The organism is Micromonospora sp. NPDC005806, assembly GCF_042871425.1.
Classification (GTDB): Bacteria; Actinomycetota; Actinomycetes; order Mycobacteriales; family Micromonosporaceae; genus Micromonospora.
In genome coordinates, this window is record NZ_JBIAIL010000022.1 from 95,493 (window position 1) to 111,957 (window position 16,465).

Below are 16,465 nucleotides of genomic sequence, written 5' to 3' on the forward strand. Positions count from 1 at the left end.
ATCAGGCTACCGCCGGGGCGGGCCGGGCCACCGTGGACAGCGTCGCGTAGACCGCGCTCAGCTGCTCGGCGCCGCGCTTCCACGAGTACCGGCTGCGGATCCGGTCGAGCGCCGCGGTGGCGTATGCGAAGCGGCGGACCTTGTCGGCGAAGAGCCGCCGGATCGCGGTGCCCAGCGCGCGGGGGTCGCGCGGCCGGACCAGGTCCCCGGTGAGCCCGTCGACGACCGTGTCGGCGATGCCGCCGACGTTGGTACCGACGACCGGCACCCCGCAGGCCATCCCCTCCAGCGGGGTGAGCCCGAACGGCTCGTACCAGGGGGCGGCGACCAGCAGGTCCGCCGAGCGGTACCAGGTGGCCATCTCCTCGCGCGGCACCCCGCCGACCAGCCTGACCCGGTCGGCGACGCCGCACGACTCGGCGAGGGTGGCGAGCCGGCGGGCGAAGGTGTCGGCGGGCAGCAGGTCGGCCCGGGGGCCGCCGACCACCACGCATTCGGCGTCCGGCACCGTCGGCAGCGCCCGGACGACGTCGAGGAAGCCCTTGCGTTCCACCAGCCGGCCGACGGTGAGGATCCGCGGCCGGGCCGGGTCGCGCGGTGCCGCCGGCCCGTCCGGGTGGAACACCCGCTGGTTGACGCCGGAGGGGACCAGCGCCATCCGGGACCGGGGCACGCCCATCCGGACCAGTTCGCGGACCTCGTCCTCGCACTGCACGACGACCCGGTCGACGGCCCGGCCGAGCGCCCGTTCGTAGCCGATCCGCCCCGGTGGGCTGGTGTCGTTGGCGCCCTGCTGACGCCGCTTCACCGTGCCGAGCGCGTGATACGTCAGCACGGTCGGCACCCCGGTCCGGCGGCCGGCGTGCACGGTGGCCAGCCCGCTCATCCAGAAGTGCGCGTGCGCCACGTCCGGGGTCCAGTCGCCGCGCCGCCAACTGTCGGCCAGCCAACTGCCGAACTCACCCATGTACGGCAGCAGCTCGTCCCTGGGCACCCGCCGGGCCGGCCCGGCGGGCACGTGCCACACCTCGAAGCCGTCCGGAGTGGACACCGAGTCGGGCAGGGTGGTGGAGTCGCGGCGGGTGTAGACGCGCACGTCGTGCCCCTCGCCGACCAACGCGGCCGCGAGTTCCGCCACGTGGGTGTTCTGGCCGCCGGCGTCCTCCTCGCCGAGAACGGCGAGCGGGCTGGCGTGCTCCGAAATCATCGCGATGCGCATGTCTCCACCTCCATCAGCCGGTCGCAGTCAGCGAGGAACCGGTCGAGCCCGAACCGTTCCTTCGTCACCTCACGCGCCCGCGCCCCCAGCCGGTACGCCGCGTCGCGGTCCTCGGCGAGCCAGCGGGCCGCCTCGACCAGCGTGTCGACGCGGGTGGAGACCACCCCCGCGTCGGGCGGAACGGCGTCCACGGCCTCCGTGGTGGCCAGCGCCACCACGGGCATGCCGATGGTCATCGCCTCGATCAGGCTCAGCCCGAGGGAGGTCCACCGGCACAGGTGCAGGTACGCCCGCCGCCGGGCCACCTCCGCGTGCATCCGGTCCTGCGGCAGGTCCTCGTGGCCGGTGACCGGGATCCCGGGGGCGCCGGCCGCGGCGAGCGCCTCGGGCAGCCCGGCCACCCCGATGCCGAAGACGTCCAGCGGGGCGACCGCGGCGAAGCGCGGCATCAGATCGGTGCCGGTGACGCGCCAGCGGCGTACCGGCTCGTTGGTGACCACCGCGAGCCGGTCGAGGTCGCCGGTCCACTCCACGTTCGGCGGCACGATGCCGTGCTCGACGACCGCCGTGCGGGTGGCGCCGTTGTCCCAGAACAGCTCGTTGAAGTGGGTGACGTGGGTGAGCAGCAGGTCGTCCCGGTCGGCCATCGGGTGGCGGGTGTTCGGCACGTCGCCCTTCGGGGTGTTGTGCTCGACGTAGATCGCCGGCAGATCCCGGCCCACCCGTCGGCCCAGCCACTGCTCGGCCAGCTCCAGATCCTCGGGTCGTTGCAGGATGACCAGGTCCACCTCCGCCGTCCGGAGCTCCTGCGGGGTCACTTCGACCGCGTCCGCCGGCCAGACATAGGTCCGCGCCCGACCCCGCCCGCACGGGCCGCGGTCGGGCGTGACCGGCACCAGGTAGCGATGTCTCCCGTGCACGAACGACGTCGTCCAGGAGCCGTGCACGTGCCACAGCAGACCGCATGAGCAGTCCCTACCCCGGCGACCACGTCCTAACCTGTAGATCATCGCCTTCTCTTCGAGAAGTGGATGTCGGGTGTGGAGATTCGGTTCCGGGACCAAAGTCCCTGGTCGCGGGGCGGGGAAGCGGCGAAGCTGGGCAAACAGGCACAGGTGACTCCTGTTTCGTGATTGCCTGGTCCGAGCCGATCTCCCGGAGGTGGCCCGTGTCACAGTCCTCGCTCTCCACGCTCGCCGAGGAGCAGCTCACCCTGGCCCGGGCCACCGGCAGCGGGCGCAGTGCCCGGACGGTGCACGGCGGCCCCGGCAACGTGCTGCGGCAGACCCTGGTGGCCCTGGTCGCCGGGCACGCCCTCCAGGAGCACGCCAGCCCCGGCGAGGCGACCCTCCAGGTGCTGCGCGGGCGGGTCCGGCTGGTCGCCGACGACCGGTCCTGGCCCGGGTCGGCGGGGGACCTGCTGGTGATCCCCGACGCCCGGCACGCGTTGCACGCCGACGAGGACGCCGTGGTGCTGCTCACCGTCGCCCGCGGCTGAGCGGTCGCGCACTGGTCCTGACGGGCCGGGGCCGGTGCCCGGGTTTCCCCGGCACCGGCCCCGACTTGTGTGGTGGCGTGGTTCAGTCGCGCAGCATGCCGGGCCCGAACACCTCGTACGCGATCCGCTCCGTCGGTACGCCCCGGCGCAGCAGGCCGCCCCGGACCAGGGCCATGAACGGCACCGGCCCGCACAGGTGCACGTGGGCCCCGGGGGCGAGCGGGATCAATTCCGGGTCGACCAGGCCGTCGTCGATCTCCGCCTTCAGCCCGGCCAGCTCGCCGCCGGCGGCGTCCTCGTACCAGAGGCGCACCGACAGGTTCGGCAGGCCCTCCTGAAGTCCGGGCAGCTCGTCACGGAGGGCGTGCGCCGCGCCGGCCCGGTCGGCGTGCACCAGCGCCACCGGGCGCTCGGGGTCGCTGGCGGCCAGGTGCGCCAGCGCCGACATCGCCGGGGTGAGGCCGATGCCGGCGCTGACCAGCAGCAGCGGGCCGCCGTCGCCGATCGCGCTGACCTCGCCGAACGGCGGGCTGAGCCGGAGCGTGTCGCCGACGGCCACCTGCTCGTGCAGGACGGTGGAGACCAGGCCGTCGGGTGCGCCGGCGGTGCCGCGTACCCGCTTGACGGTGATCCGCCAGTGGGCGGCGCCGGGCCGGCCGGAGAGGCTGTACTGCCGGATCTGCTGTCCCCGACCGGCGTCCAGGTTGACCGCGACCGAGACGTACTGACCCGGGGTGAAGCCGGGCACCGGTCCGCCATCGGCCGGGGCCAGGGTGAACGACACGACGTCGGGCGTCTCCTGCGTCCGCTCCACCACCCGCCACTCCCGCCACACCGAGCCGTTCTCCGGCACCTCGGCGACGGTGTAGAGCCGCGCCTCCCGGGCGATCAGCTCGCAGGCCAGCAACCAGTAGACCTCGTCCCAGGCGGCCGCGACCTCCGGCGTGACGGCGTCGCCGAGCACCTCGCCGACCGCGGTGAGCAGGTGCCGGCCCACGATCGTGTACTGGGTGGCGGTGATGCCGAGGGAGGCGTGCTTGTGCGCGATCCGGTCCAGGATCGGCCCCCACGGCACGCTGCTGCCGCCGGTCAGGTGTTCGGCGTACGCGACCACCGCGGCGGCGAGCGCCGCCTTCTGCTGCCCGGTGGCCTGGTTGCTCCGGTTGAAGATGTTCAGCAGTTCCGGGTGGGCGTCGAACATCCGCTGGTAGAACCGGCCGGTGATCGCCTCACCGTGCGCCTGCACGGCGGGCAGGGTCGCCGCCACCACTGCTGCTGATGATTCCGAGAGCACGACTACTCCTTCGGGCTTCGACTGGGTCGATCCCCACTGAACAGGAGTTTCAGATTCCTCTTCAGGGTCGAAGGTCCTGGGGCGGGGGTAGTGCTGATCACATCGCGCGACGGGCCGCTCGACCCGTTTCGCGGGCTCGCGCCGCTGGTTAGGGTCGATGGTGTGAAGCTCAACCGCTCGACGGACATGGCATTGCGGATCGCCATGTTCACCGCCGCGTCCGAGGCCCGGACGACGGTGGACGAGCTCGCCACGCAGCTCTCGCTGCCCCGCAGCCACGTGGCCAAGGTGGTGCAGCGGTTGCAGCGGCTCGGCGTGCTGGTGACCATCCGGGGCCGCTCCGGCGGGGTGGCCTTCGCCGAGCACGCCGGCGAGCTGACCGTCGGGCAGGTGGTCCGGGCCTTCGAGGGGTATGACGAGGTGGTCTCCTGCGAGCAGCCGGCGTGCCCGCTGCTCGGTGGCTGCCGACTCCGCGGCGAGCTGCGCCGGGCCCAGGCTGCCTTCCTCGCCGTGCTCGACGACGTACGCCTCGGCGACCTGGTCGACGGCCCGTCCGGCCGGCTTCTGCTCACCCTCGGCGCCACGGCGGCCGGCACCTGAGAGCCGCTCGAACCAGCCGGTCGGGTCCCCTCGGCCGGCGACCGGGAAGACAACCGCCGGGTCGGATCGTTGTGGTGCGCGGACGCCTCCTCGCCTCCGACGCCGTCCCCGGAGGCGCCGGCCGGAGCGTAACCGGACAACGCACCGCACCGGGTGCCACAGCTCTGTCGGAGTGCCGGGCTAGGCTCGCTCCGGCGCGCCGCGCGAGGCGATCGAGCCGGTGAGCGGCACCACACCGCCGAGACCTGGGAGTACGACCAGTTGACCGCACAGCCTGAGACCCTCTACGGGGCCGACGACCTGACGCACCTGGAGGGGCTGGACGCCGTCCGCAAGCGCCCCGGCATGTACATCGGCTCGACCGACAGCCGTGGCGTGGGTCACCTCGTCAACGAGATCCTCGACAACTCCACCGACGAGGGTGTCGGGGGTCACGCCACGAAGGTCGACGTGATCCTGCACGCCGACGGCTCGGTGCAGGTCGACGACGACGGCCGGGGCATTCCCACCGACGTGCACGCCAAGTCCGGCATCTCCGGCGTGGAGTTGGTGCTCACCCGGCTGCACGCCGGCGGCAAGTTCGGCGGCTCGGGCTACAAGACCTCCGGCGGTCTGCACGGCGTGGGCGCCTCGGCGGTCAACGCGCTCTCCCGGCGGTTCGACGTCACGGTCCGGCGCGGCGGCAAGGTCCACTCGATGTCGTTCCGGCACGGCGTACCGGGGATCTTCGACGGGGACGGCCCGGACGCCCCCTTCACCCCCGGCCCGGGCCTGCAGATCGTCGGCTCGATGAAGCGGGGCCAGCGCACCGGCACCTCGATCCGCTGGTGGCACGACCCGCGCTACTTCGAGACCGGCGCCCACCTCGACACCGAGGCGGTCCGGCTCAAGCTGCGCAACACCGCCTTCCTCGTCCCCGGCGTGGCGTACAAGCTGCGCGACGAGACGGGCGAGAAGGCCGTCGAGGAGAAGTTCCACTTCCCCGACGGCCTCACCGACATGGTGGAATACCTGGCCCCGGCCGGCGACCGGCCGGTCTCCGGCACGCTGCTGGTGATCGGGGAGGGGACCTACCGGGAGAACGCCGCCGACGCCAACGGCGTCATGCAGTCCAACGTGCAGCGCCGGGCCGAGGTCGAGGTCGCCTTCCGCTGGGGCACCGGCTACGAGCGCACCGTCGAGTGCTTCACCAACACCATCCGCAACGCGCACGGTGGAACCCACCGCAAGGGCTTCGAACGGGCCCTGGTGCGTACCCTGGCCGAGGCCGCGCGCAACACCCGCGGCCTGCTCAAGCCCAAGGAGGACGCGCCCACCCTGGACGACGTCCTGGAGGGCATGACCGCGGTGGTGCACGTCCGCATCCCGGAGCCGCAGTTCACCTCGCAGACCAAGGACGAGCTCTCCACCGCCGGCATCACCAAGGTGCTCCAGGGCCTCGTCGAGCAGCACCTCAAGGCCTGGCTGGAGGACCGGAAGACCAAGGCCGAGGCCAGGACGGTGCTGCAGAAGATCGTCGACGCGGCCCGGGTCCGGCTGACCCAGAAGCAGCAGAAGGACGCCGCCCGGCGCAAGACTGCCCTGGAGGGCGCGTCGATGCCGGCCAAGCTGGTCGACTGCCGGGCCACCGGCGTGGACCGCAGCGAACTGTTCATCGTCGAGGGGGACAGCGCCCTCGGCACCAGCCGGATGGCCCGCTCCTCGGAATACCAGGCCCTGCTGCCGATCCGCGGCAAGATCCTCAACGTGCAGAAGGCGAACCTGCAGCAGGTGCTGGACAACGCCGAGTGCGCGGCGATCGTGCAGGTGCTCGGCGCCGGCTCGGGGCGGACGTTCGACCTGTCGGCGATGCGCTATGGCCGGGTGCTCATCATGGCCGACGCGGACGTCGACGGCGCGCACATCCGTACCCTGCTGATCACGCTCTTCGCCCGCTACATGCGGCCGCTGATCGAGGCGGGCCGGCTCTACGCGGCCATGCCGCCCCTGCACAAGATCACCACCAAGGGGCGGAACCCGCAGACCGTCTACACCTACACTCAGGCCGAGATGGAGGCGACGGTCCGCAAGCTGGAGAAGGCCGGCAAGCAGATCGTCACCCCGATCCCGCGCTTCAAGGGCCTCGGCGAGATGGATGCCGACGAGCTCTGGGAGACCACCATGAACCCGGCCACCCGGGCGGTCCGCCGGATCACCCTGGACGACGTCGAGGCCGCCGAGCGGATCCTCGAGCTGCTCATGGGGGAGAAGGTCGAGCCCCGCCGCAACTGGCTCATCGAGTCGGCCGACCTGGTCGACCGCGAAGCCATCGACGCCTGACCACCGGGTTCGTTCGGAAGGAAAGCTGAACCATGGCACGCCGCAAGGAAGACCGCGCCCGCGCGGACCTGTCCGCCTTTGACCAGGCGGGCGCGCGGGTCTTCGACAACCCGCTGGTCAACGAGGTCTCCGACTCCTACCTGGAGTACGCGTTCTCGGTCATCCACTCCCGCGCTCTGCCGGACGCACGGGACGGCCTGAAGCCAGTGCATCGGCGCATCCTCTGGTCGATGTACGAGCAGGGCCACCGCCCCGACCGGGGGCACGTGAAGTCTGCCCGAATTGTCGGGGATGTGATGGGTAAGTACCACCCACACGGCGACGCCGCGATCTACGACGCGATGGTCCGTCTCGCCCAGGACTTCTCGCTCAACGCGCCGCTGATCGACGGGCACGGCAACTTCGGCTCGCCCGACGACGGCCCGGCCGCCGCCCGGTACACCGAGGCCCGGATGTCGCGCGAGGCGATGCTGCTCGTCGGCGAGCTGGGCGAGGACACCGTCGACGTCGAGCCCAACTACGACGGCTCGCTCACCCAGCCCACCGTGCTGCCGGCCGCCTTCCCCAACCTGCTGGTCAACGGCGCGTCCGGGATCGCGGTCGGCATGGCCACCAACATGATCCCGCACAACCTGGGCGAGGTCGTCCAGGCGGCCCGCTGGCTGATCAACCACCCGGACGCCACGCTCGACAAGCTCATGGAGTTCGTCCCCGGCCCCGACCTGCCCACCGGCGGGCTGCTGCTCGGCCTCGACGAGGTGCGCCGGGCGTACGAGACCGGGCGCGGCGTGGTGCGGATGCGCGCCCGGGTGGAGACCGGCCCGCTCGAGGGCAGCCGGGGCCGGCAGGCCATCACGGTCACCGAGCTGCCGTACGGCGTCGGCGCGGAGAAGGTCATCGCGGCCATCACCAACGAGGTCAACAAGACCAAGCGGCTCTCCGGCATCGCCGACGTCAAGGACCTCACCGACCGGGAGAACGGCACCCGGCTGGTCATCGAGTGCAAGGTCGGGGTCAACCCGCAGGCGCTGCTGGCCGACCTGTGGCGGCTCACCCCGCTGGAGCAGTCGTTCGGCGTGAACAACCTGGTCCTGGTGGACGGTCAGCCGCAGACCCTGGGGCTCAAGGAGCTGCTGGACGTCTTCCTGGCCCACCGGTACGAGGTGGTGACGCGCCGCAGCTCCTACCGCAAGCGTAGGCGCGAGGAGCGGCTGCACCTGGTCGACGGTCTGCTGATCGCCCTGCTCGACATCGACAGGGTGGTCAAGCTGATCCGGGCCAGCGAGGACGCCCAGGCCGCCAAGGACGGCCTGATGCAGAAGTTCAAGCTCTCCGAGATCCAGGCGACCTACATCCTGGACACCCCGCTGCGCCGGCTCACCAAGTACGACCGGCTGGAGCTGGAGGCCGAGCAGGAGAAGCTGCGCGGCGAGATCGCCGAGCTGTCGAAGATCCTCGACGACCCCAAGGTGCTGCGGAAGCTGGTCTCCGACGAGCTGGCCGCGGTGGTCAAGCAGTTCGACGCCCCGCGCCGGACCACGCTGGTGGACGGTGACCTCAAAGAGGTGCTGGCCGCCTCGGTGCCGGCCGGTCCGCTGGAGGTCGCGGACGACCCGTGCCAGGTCATCCTCTCCGCCACCGGGCTGGTGGCCCGGACCGCGGCCGAGTCGGAGGAGGCCGCCGAGGCGCGCCGGCGCAGCGGCCGGGTCAAGCACGACGCGGTACGGGCCGTCGTCCACTCCACCGCCCGGGGCCGGGTGCTGGTGGTCACCAGCGCCGGCCGGGCCTTCAAGATCGACGTGCTGCCGCTGCCAGTGCTGCCCGAGCAGTCCGGCACGGTGTCCCTGCGCGGCGGCATGTCCGCCGCCGAGCTGGTGCCGCTGGAGCCGGGGGAGACGGTGGTGGGGCTGGCGCCGCTCGGCCCGTCCGCCGAGGGCTCGCCCGGCCTGGCGCTGGGCACCCGGCAGGGCGTGGTGAAGGTCTGCGCGCCGGAGTGGCCGGTCCGCTCGGACGAGTTCGAGGTGATCTCGCTCCGCGAGGGGGACGAGGTGGTCGGGGCGACGTGGCTCACCGACGGCGCCGAGACCCTGGCGCTCATCTCGTCGGAGGCGTCCCTGCTGCGCTTCGCGGCCTCGCTGGTCCGGCCGCAGGGCATCAAGGGTGGCGGCATGGCCGGCATCAACCTGCCGGCCGGGGCGACCGTGGTCTTCTTCGGCGCGGTCCGCACCGACGACCCGGGGCACGGCGAGCCGATGGTGGTCACCTCGACCGGTGCCACGGTCAAGGTGACGCCGTTCAAGGCGTACCCGGCGAAGGGTCGGGCGACCGGCGGCGTGCGCGCGCAGCGGTTCCTCAAGGGTGAGGTGGACCTGGCGGTCGCCTGGGTCGGCCCGCGCCCGGTCGGCGCCACGGCCAACGGCGAGCCGGTGGAGCTGCCCCCGGCGGACCCCCGGCGGGACGGCTCCGGCTTCGCCGTGATGCTCGGCCCCACCGTCGTCGGCCACCAGATCGAACGCGACTGACCGCCCGCCCGGCCCGCCGGTCGCCGACGACGGTCGGACCACGGGTGTGCCGGTCCCGGCCGCCGCGGGCGGCCGGGACCGGACCACTTGGAACGCCGGTGGGTCAGCGTCCGCGGGGCGGGATGACCTCGAACGGTCCCTGTACGTAGAGGAACTCGCCCTCGGGCAGGCAGTTCAGCTCCGGGTCGGTGCCCAGCCCGTCGCAGTGCTCGGCGGTGAGCATCTGCCGAACCCCGAGGCGACCCACCGTCCACATCGCTGATTAGCTCGAAAGTGTGACGAGTGCGAAATCGGCGTCCCACACCGCTGACCTCACGATCAACGCGTGCTGACCGTGGCGGGGTCAGAGTTCGGGTTCGGGGCCGCGGCGGGAGTCCGGGGTGGTGCCGCGGAGGCGGGCGATCAGGCGCATGCCGTGGTAGATGACCAGGGCGGCGCCGGTGCCCAGGGCGATGCCGCTGAACGACAGGTCGCCGGCGGTGACGGTGTAGTTGGCCGCGCCGACGATCACCGCCACGGCGGCGGTCATCAGGTTCACGGGGTCGTGGAAGTCCACCCGGTTCTCGATCCAGATCCGGGCGCCGAGGATGGCGATCAGGCCATAGAGCGCGGTGGTCGCGCCGCCCAGCACACCGGCCGGCACGGTGAGGATCAACGCGCCGAACTTCGGGCTCAGCCCGAGCAGCACCGCCGCCACGCCGGCCACCCAGTACGCGGCGGTCGAGTACACCCGGGTCGCCGCCATCACGCCGATGTTCTCCGCGTACGTGGTGGTGCCGGAGCCGCCGCCGGAGCCGGCGAGCACGGTGGCCAGGCCGTCGCCGAGGAACGCCCGGCCCATGTCCCGGTCCAGGTTCCGGCCGGTCATCGCGGCCACCGCCTTGACGTGCCCGGCGTTCTCCGCGATCAGTACCAGGATCACCGGGATGACCAGCACCACCGCCCGCACGCTGAAGCTCGGGGCGTGGAACTGCGGCAGGCCCACCCAGGCGGCCTCCTTCAGCCCGGTGACCGCCTTCGGGTCCAGGTCGCCGAGGACCGCGGCGAGCACCCAGCCGACCACCACGCCGAGCAGGATGGACAGGCGGGCCAGGAAGCCCCGGAAGACCACCGTGGCCACCAGGATCGCGACCAGGGTGACCACCGCGATCAACGGCTGAGCCTTCACCCCGGTGCCGCTGCCGCCGCCGTCCCAGGCGACCGGGGCGAGGTTGAGCCCGATCAGCGCGACGATCGCGCCGGTCACCACGGGCGGCATCAGCGCGTCGATCCAGCGCGCCCCGGCCAGCTGCACCACCACGCCGACCAGCGCCAGTACCGCACCGGCCACCACGATGCCGCCCAGCGCGGCGCCGATGCCGCCGCCGGTCTTCGCGGCCAGCACCGGGGCGATGAACGCGAACGACGAGCCCAGGTACGAGGGCAGCCGGTTGCCGGTGATCACCAGGAAGAGCAGCGTGCCCAGCCCGGAGAAGAAGAGCGTGGTGGCCGGCGGGAAGCCGGTGATCAGCGGCACGGTGAAGGTGGCGCCGAACATGGCCACCACGTGCTGCACGCCGACGCCGACGGTACGCGGCCAGGAGAGTCGCTCGTCCGGGTGCACCACGTCACCGGGGCGGACGGACCGGCCGTCGCCGTGCAGGCCCCACGGGGACCAGCGGGATCGAGGCTCGGTGGACTGGGTCATGCTGCGCCCTTCGCGTCGTCAGGTGACGGGGGCGTGATCGACCCTGAGAGTTGTTTTTAGCACGTCACCGGCCGAGCCTCGGGACCGGCTCGACGTCAGGCCACCCCGGCGGGGCGGAACTGGACGCTGACCCGAGGGCCGACCGGGCGGGCGGTCTTCGGGATCGCGTGCTCCCAGGTGCGCTGGCACGACCCGCCCATCACCACCAGGTCGCCGTGGCCGAGCGGGAAGCGCAGGCTCGCCCCGCCGCCCCGGGGACGCAGCAGCAGCGGGCGCGGCGAGCCGAACGACACGATGGCCACCATCGTGTCGACGTGTGCGGAGCGGCCCAGCGTGTCGCCGTGCCAGGCCACGCTGTCCCGGCCGTCCCGGTAGCGGCACATGCCGGCGGTGACGAAGGGTTCGCCCAGCTCGGAGGCATAGTGCCGGGTCAGGGTCTCGCGGGCCGCGGTGAGTACCGGGTGGGGCAGTGGCCGGCCGGCCGCATACCAGCAGAGCAGGCGGGGCACGTCGACCTCGCTGTCGTACATGGTGCGGCGCTCGGCCCGCCACGGCACGTCCCGCAGCAGGAGGCCGAGCACCGTGTCGGAGCCGCGCACCCAGCCGGGCAGGTGGTCGACCCAGGCGCCCCGGCTCAGCTGGTGCCGGCGCAGCCGGCCGGCGAGCGGGCCCAGGCTCGGGCCCTGCTCGGCGAAGTCGAGCATGGAGGGCTGGTACGCGGCGTCGGGCACGCCGCCGATCCTACCCGCTCATCGAACAGGCGTACGATCAACGCTGCAGCATCCGGCGGACCCGGCCGCCGACCACCTGCTTGACCCGCTCGCTCAGCGGCTGGGCGCGGAGTGCCTTGAGCTTCTGCTGGAGCGTCCGGCTCTCGTCCCGCAGCCACTCGATGCGGGTCAGCAGTTCCTCGGCGGTGTAGGCGGAGGCCGGCCGGACCGCCGGCGGGTAGCCGGTCTGGCGGACCTGCTCGTCGAACCGGGTGGCGCTGTCCCCGTCGGCGAACGAGAGGCCGAGGTCGTGCCTGGCGAGGAACGCGGTGATCCGCGCGAAGCGCTCCTTGTGGCCCTCGTTCAGTGCCGTGTAATCGGCTTCCTCGTAGAGTCGGGCGGCGTCGACGTCGGCCGGTACGTCGCGCAGCAACCGGTGCGGGATGTCGAAGTAGCGGGCCAGCTCCAGGGTGCGCGAGTCGTGCGCGAGGAGATACCCGGGGGTGCCCGAGATCAGCGCCGTGATGGTGCCGTGGATCCGGGTGCCGAAGGCGAAGTCGAAGCCGGAGAGATACTCCATCCAGGGCCACGGGTCCATGAACATCCGCACCTTGTCCTCGACGAAGAGCGGGTGCGAGGTGTGGATCGGCATGTCGTCGGTCTTGCCACGCAACTTCGGTGCGTCACCGTAGAGCAGGGTGCCGAGGGTGTACAGGTCCTGCGCCACGTAGCGCAGGTTCGGGTAGCGCCGGTGGTGGTGGCGGACGAGCGGGCCCAGCGCGCGGACGTACGGCGAGATGACGAACGCGAGCCGGTCCTCGGTGCCCAGGGCCGCCTTCGCCTTCTCGATCCGGAGGCTGTCGCCGTGCAGGAACATCGACGGGCAGCCGATCTGCTCGACGGCCGAGAAACCCAGCGTACGGAGGTAGTCCTCGGTGATCTCGCCGCGGACGCCGATGCTGTGCGAGCGGTCGAGCACCGCCCGGCAGAAGGCGCGCACCGGCTCGTCGATCGGGCGCAGGTGCTCCCGGTCGCCGTCCACGTCGGTCTGGGCCCCGACCCCGAGCACCACCACGGGGATCTTCAGCCGCTCGATCAGCCGGGTCATCGACACCAGTCGGTCCGCGTAGTCGCGGCGGAACGCGTTGGCCAGCGGGATCACGAAGATGTCGTGCTTCTCGTTGATCTCGTCGGCGTCGCGCGGGTCCGCCCGGAACCGCGACGGGGTGATCTCCGCCGTCGAGGTGGCCAGGAGTTTGTACGCGGCGTGGCTGAACACCAGGTTGCCGCTGTTCTTGCCGATCCAGTCCCGCTCGTAGGTCTCCTCCGCGGTGACGAGGTCGAACGGGCCCTTTCGGGCGCGCAGCAGGATCCGCTGATGCATGCGGGGTTTCCACCTTCCCTCCCGGGCACGGCATGCCCGGCGGGAACCACTGCGGCGCGGCCGGCCGGCGCACGGTCCCCGTTCCCGTGCAGGAGCCGACAGCCTAAATCATCCCGGCTGCTCGGCGGTGTCCCGTTCATCGGGCGCCCCGTCGTCGGCGGCGACGCGGATACCTGCGGGTAGGGTTGCCCGTCATGACCAGCGCCCCGACCGCCACCCCCGCTGTCCGGCTGCCGTCGCTGACCGGGCTGCGCTGGGTCGCCGCCCTGCTGGTCTTCGGTTTCCACGTCGGGACCATGCGGATCGTCGCCGAGCCCGACTACAAGGCGGTGGTGGACTGGCTGTTCACCCTCGGCCTCTCCGGCGTGGAGTTCTTCTTCATCCTCAGTGGATTCGTGCTGGTCTGGTCGTACCGGGACGGCGAGCGCCGCCGAACCTTCCTGCGCCGCCGGCTCGCCAAGATCTACCCGAACCACCTGGTGACCTTCGTGGCGGCGCTGGCCGTCGCGTTCTGGTTCGCAGACCCGGTCGTTCCGTGGGCCGCGGTCGCGAACCTGTTCCTGGTGCAGGCGTGGATCCCCCTCGGCGGCTACTTCTACAGCGTCAACAACGTGAGCTGGTCGCTCTCCTGCGAACTGGCCTTCTACCTCTGCCTGCCGCTCGTTCTGCCGTACCTGCGCCGGGCTCGGACCGGCCTGCTGTGGGCGGTGGTGGTCGCCGTGCCACTGCTCATCCTGGCCCTCTGGCCCGGCCAGCTGCTCGTGCCCGAGGAGAACCGGTGGTGGTTCACCCAGGTCTTTCCGGTGGCCCGGTCGCTGGAGTTCTGGATGGGCGTGGCCGCGGCCGAGCTGCTGCGCCGGGGCCGCTGGCGGGGGCCGAACCTGACCCTGGCCAGCCTGCTCTTCGTCGCCACCTGGGTGGTCGCCGCGCAGTGGATCCGCGCCGAGTTCTGGGCGGCCCTGCTCGCGGCGGCGTACCTCCTGGTCATCACCGCCGCGGCGGACGCGGACGTGCGCGGCCTGCGGACGCCCTGGCGGTCCCGGCCGATGGTCTGGCTCGGCGAGGTCTCGTTCGCGTTCTACCTCGTGCACGTCCTGGTGATGACGACCGTGCTGCGGCTCACCGGGGACTGGGGTGCGGGGCTGCGCGGCTGGTGGGGGCCGCTCGCCGTGCTCGGCTTCCTGGCGGCCAACCTGCTGCTCGCCGCCGCCCTGCACCGTTGGGTGGAGATGCCGATGATGCGCCGGCTGGGACCGCCCCGTCGGGCGCGCGCGCAGGCCGGCGCCGCGCCGAGCGCACCGTCCGTTCCGACCGCGCGGCCGGCCCCCGCCGGCCCGGTCGAGGTCCCCGCCACGCCGCCCAGGTCGATCGAGTACGCCGCGCGGCGCGACCCGGGCTGAGCCACGCCCGACCCGCTGCGACGCGCCGGCGGGCAGGGCCGACGGTGACGGCCCGGCCGGGCCGGCATCCACTCTGGTCGGTGCGCTGATCGGGGTCGTGGCGGACACGCCCGGGACGGTGCGCCCCGGCGATGTCGGCGGTAGGTTGGAGCCGTGCTTCCGATCGCGCTCACCTGTCCCCTGTGGTGGGTGGCGCGCTGGACGGCCCGCATGCTGGCCAGCCTGGCCGTGGTGGTCGCCTGCTCGCTGGGCGCCGCCACGCTGCCCGTTGGCGGGGCCGCGCCGGCCGCTTCCGGCCCGGTCGACGCCGCGGCGGTCCGCACCGGTTCCCCTGACCTCGCCCTCGGCTTCGCGTGGAGCGCGACCGGTTCGTCCGACGCGGTGACCGGTGCCCCGGCGCGGGCCGGGGCGGGAGCCTCGGACCCCGACCCGGCCGCAGCGGCGGACCGGCAGTTCGTGCCGGCCCCGGCGGCGCCGCGGCCGGCCGGGATCGTCCCGGGCGAGCGGCACCCCGTCCTGGTCGGGCTGCTCCCGGCGACCGTCGGCTCCCGGGCCCCGCCCGCCCGCTGACCTCCGGGCGGGCCCGGCCCGCCCGCGCCGCACCACTGAACCTCACCCCCGCACCCCCGCCCGACAGCGGCCCGGCGGCGCCCACTTCCGGTCGCCCTGCCCCGTCGGCCGTGCGGACCTCTCCACCACGACTCCGCCCGTGAGGTGCCGACCATGGAGAAGACCGTTCTCTACCACTTCCTGACCGAGGTCCCCGAGGCTGCCGCCATCTGGTCCGCCCTGCTCGTGCTCGCCCTGGGGCTGCTCGCCGCGCTGGTCGCCCGACCCGAGCGGGACACCCCGCCCGACCTCGCCCCGGACCCGGCCGCCGAGGAGGCCGCCCGCCTCGCCGACCTGCGCCGGTACGCCGACGAGGTGGCGGTGGCCGCCGCCGGGGCCGCGCAGACCGCCCGACGGCGGCGCGAGCAGTGGCTCGCCGCCCAGGACGAGGCCGACCGGTCCTGGCGGGCGTACGACGAGGCCGAGGCGGCCGCCCGACGGTTCGCCGGCGCCGCGATACTGCCCGCCCCGCGGACGCCCCGGACGCCGGCCGAGTACGCCGCCCGGGAGCGCTGGCTGCACCACGCCGCGATGGCGGTGCACTGGCGGGGCGACCTGACCGCCCGGCAGCTCGCCGACGTGCTCGCCCATCGCAACGGGTGGGATCCGCGCCGGCACCCGGCCGAGCAGGAGATCGTCCTGGCCCGGGCGGTACGCGACCGCCGGCGCGCCGGCTGGCGGACCGCCGCCGAGCGGGAGCAGCGGGCCTGGCGGGACGCCGAGCTGGCCGCCGAGGCGGCCCGCACCCTGGCCGCCGAGGCGTACGCGGCCGCCGAGGCGCTGCGCCCCGGCTCCGCCCCGGTGCACCGTGCCGGGCCGGCGACCCGGAGCCTCGCCCCGGTGCCAGCCGGCACCCGGACGGTACGGACCGCGCGCTGGCGCCCGGCGCGAGTGGGCTGAATCGTTACCGGAAACAGTGAGCCCGCTCACGTCGCGCCGGAAACGGTCATCCGGATCAGTTCGGGTGATCGACCCCCGCAATTCCGGGTCGGTCGCCACCCGATGTCCGATTATCGCCCGTCAGTTCCGACATAACTGCTCGTCCCATTGAGTGGCGTCAGTGACCGGCTGTTCCGGTCAGAGTAACGATGTTCGAGGTTTACGCAGGTGGGGAGGCTTGGCATGGGGCATACCCACCGGTAGTGTCGGCGCGTCCGGCGCGGTTTCCGATCGCAAGTGGCGACGCCGTGCCGACCCGCCTAATCGTGATCTTACGAACCGGG

The 16,465-nt window shown here is 72.9% G+C and carries 13 protein-coding genes; 7 read left to right on the plus strand and 6 right to left on the minus strand.

All coding sequences use genetic code 11. From position 1 onward, the window contains the following. Position 1 precedes the first annotated feature (1 nt). Both ACFYOS_RS22350 and ACFYOS_RS22355 read right to left on the minus strand, forming a co-directional pair. Positions 2 to 1,219 carry a glycosyltransferase gene (locus ACFYOS_RS22350; RefSeq protein WP_387144735.1) on the minus strand — a complete coding sequence of 406 codons (1,218 nt, stop codon included), beginning with the start codon at positions 1,217 to 1,219 and terminating at the stop codon, positions 2 to 4. After that, a complete protein-coding gene (locus ACFYOS_RS22355) occupies positions 1,204 to 2,229 on the minus strand; it encodes a glycosyltransferase (RefSeq protein WP_387144738.1) in 1,026 nt (341 codons plus the stop codon). The genes ACFYOS_RS22350 and ACFYOS_RS22355 overlap by 16 nt, the downstream gene beginning before the upstream one ends. 158 nt (positions 2,230 to 2,387) lie before the next feature. Between ACFYOS_RS22355 and ACFYOS_RS22360 the strand changes: the two genes are divergently transcribed. Beyond that, positions 2,388 to 2,717, plus strand: coding sequence for a cupin domain-containing protein (locus ACFYOS_RS22360; RefSeq protein ID WP_387144741.1), 330 nt, complete (start codon positions 2,388 to 2,390; stop codon positions 2,715 to 2,717). A gap of 82 nt (positions 2,718 to 2,799) precedes the next feature. Here ACFYOS_RS22360 and ACFYOS_RS22365 read toward each other — a convergent pair whose 3' ends face one another. Beyond that, entirely contained in the window at positions 2,800 to 4,011 is a 1,212-nt protein-coding gene (locus tag ACFYOS_RS22365) for a globin domain-containing protein (RefSeq protein ID WP_387144744.1), read from the minus strand. A gap of 162 nt (positions 4,012 to 4,173) precedes the next feature. Between ACFYOS_RS22365 and ACFYOS_RS22370 the strand changes: the two genes are divergently transcribed. From ACFYOS_RS22370 to ACFYOS_RS22380, 3 genes are all read left to right on the plus strand, one after another. Further along, on the plus strand, positions 4,174 to 4,611 hold the full coding sequence (locus tag ACFYOS_RS22370) for an RrF2 family transcriptional regulator (RefSeq protein ID WP_387144747.1): 438 nt from the start codon (positions 4,174 to 4,176) through the stop codon (positions 4,609 to 4,611). A gap of 261 nt (positions 4,612 to 4,872) precedes the next feature. Continuing rightward, on the plus strand, positions 4,873 to 6,930 hold the full coding sequence (locus ACFYOS_RS22375; protein WP_387144750.1) for a type IIA DNA topoisomerase subunit B: 2,058 nt from the start codon (positions 4,873 to 4,875) through the stop codon (positions 6,928 to 6,930). A 32-nt stretch (positions 6,931 to 6,962) separates the two neighbouring features. Continuing rightward, positions 6,963 to 9,452, plus strand: coding sequence for a DNA topoisomerase (ATP-hydrolyzing) subunit A (locus ACFYOS_RS22380; RefSeq protein WP_387144753.1), 2,490 nt, complete (start codon positions 6,963 to 6,965; stop codon positions 9,450 to 9,452). A 343-nt stretch (positions 9,453 to 9,795) separates the two neighbouring features. Here the strand turns inward: ACFYOS_RS22380 and ACFYOS_RS22385 are convergent, their stop codons facing one another. The 3 genes from ACFYOS_RS22385 to ACFYOS_RS22395 form a co-directional block, all read right to left on the minus strand. Then, positions 9,796 to 11,139 carry a uracil-xanthine permease family protein gene (locus tag ACFYOS_RS22385; protein WP_387144756.1) on the minus strand — a complete coding sequence of 448 codons (1,344 nt, stop codon included), beginning with the start codon at positions 11,137 to 11,139 and terminating at the stop codon, positions 9,796 to 9,798. A 95-nt stretch (positions 11,140 to 11,234) separates the two neighbouring features. Then, positions 11,235 to 11,870: an alpha-ketoglutarate-dependent dioxygenase AlkB gene (locus ACFYOS_RS22390; RefSeq protein ID WP_387144759.1), complete on the minus strand. Its 636-nt coding sequence runs from the start codon at positions 11,868 to 11,870 to the stop codon at positions 11,235 to 11,237. 37 nt (positions 11,871 to 11,907) lie between these two features. After that, complete coding sequence (locus ACFYOS_RS22395) at positions 11,908 to 13,233, minus strand: polysaccharide pyruvyl transferase family protein (RefSeq protein WP_387144761.1); 1,326 nt, start codon at positions 13,231 to 13,233, stop codon at positions 11,908 to 11,910. 194 nt (positions 13,234 to 13,427) lie between these two features. Between ACFYOS_RS22395 and ACFYOS_RS22400 the strand changes: the two genes are divergently transcribed. The 3 genes from ACFYOS_RS22400 to ACFYOS_RS22410 all read left to right on the plus strand — a co-directional run bounded on the left by ACFYOS_RS22400 (position 13,428) and on the right by ACFYOS_RS22410 (position 16,142). Further along, positions 13,428 to 14,633: an acyltransferase family protein gene (locus tag ACFYOS_RS22400; RefSeq protein ID WP_387144764.1), complete on the plus strand. Its 1,206-nt coding sequence runs from the start codon at positions 13,428 to 13,430 to the stop codon at positions 14,631 to 14,633. 153 nt (positions 14,634 to 14,786) lie between these two features. Further along, a complete protein-coding gene (locus tag ACFYOS_RS22405; protein WP_387144767.1) occupies positions 14,787 to 15,203 on the plus strand; it encodes a hypothetical protein in 417 nt (138 codons plus the stop codon). A 153-nt stretch (positions 15,204 to 15,356) separates the two neighbouring features. Next, positions 15,357 to 16,142, plus strand: a complete 786-nt coding sequence (locus ACFYOS_RS22410; RefSeq protein WP_387144769.1) for a hypothetical protein — start codon at positions 15,357 to 15,359, stop codon at positions 16,140 to 16,142. Positions 16,143 to 16,465 lie beyond the last annotated feature (323 nt).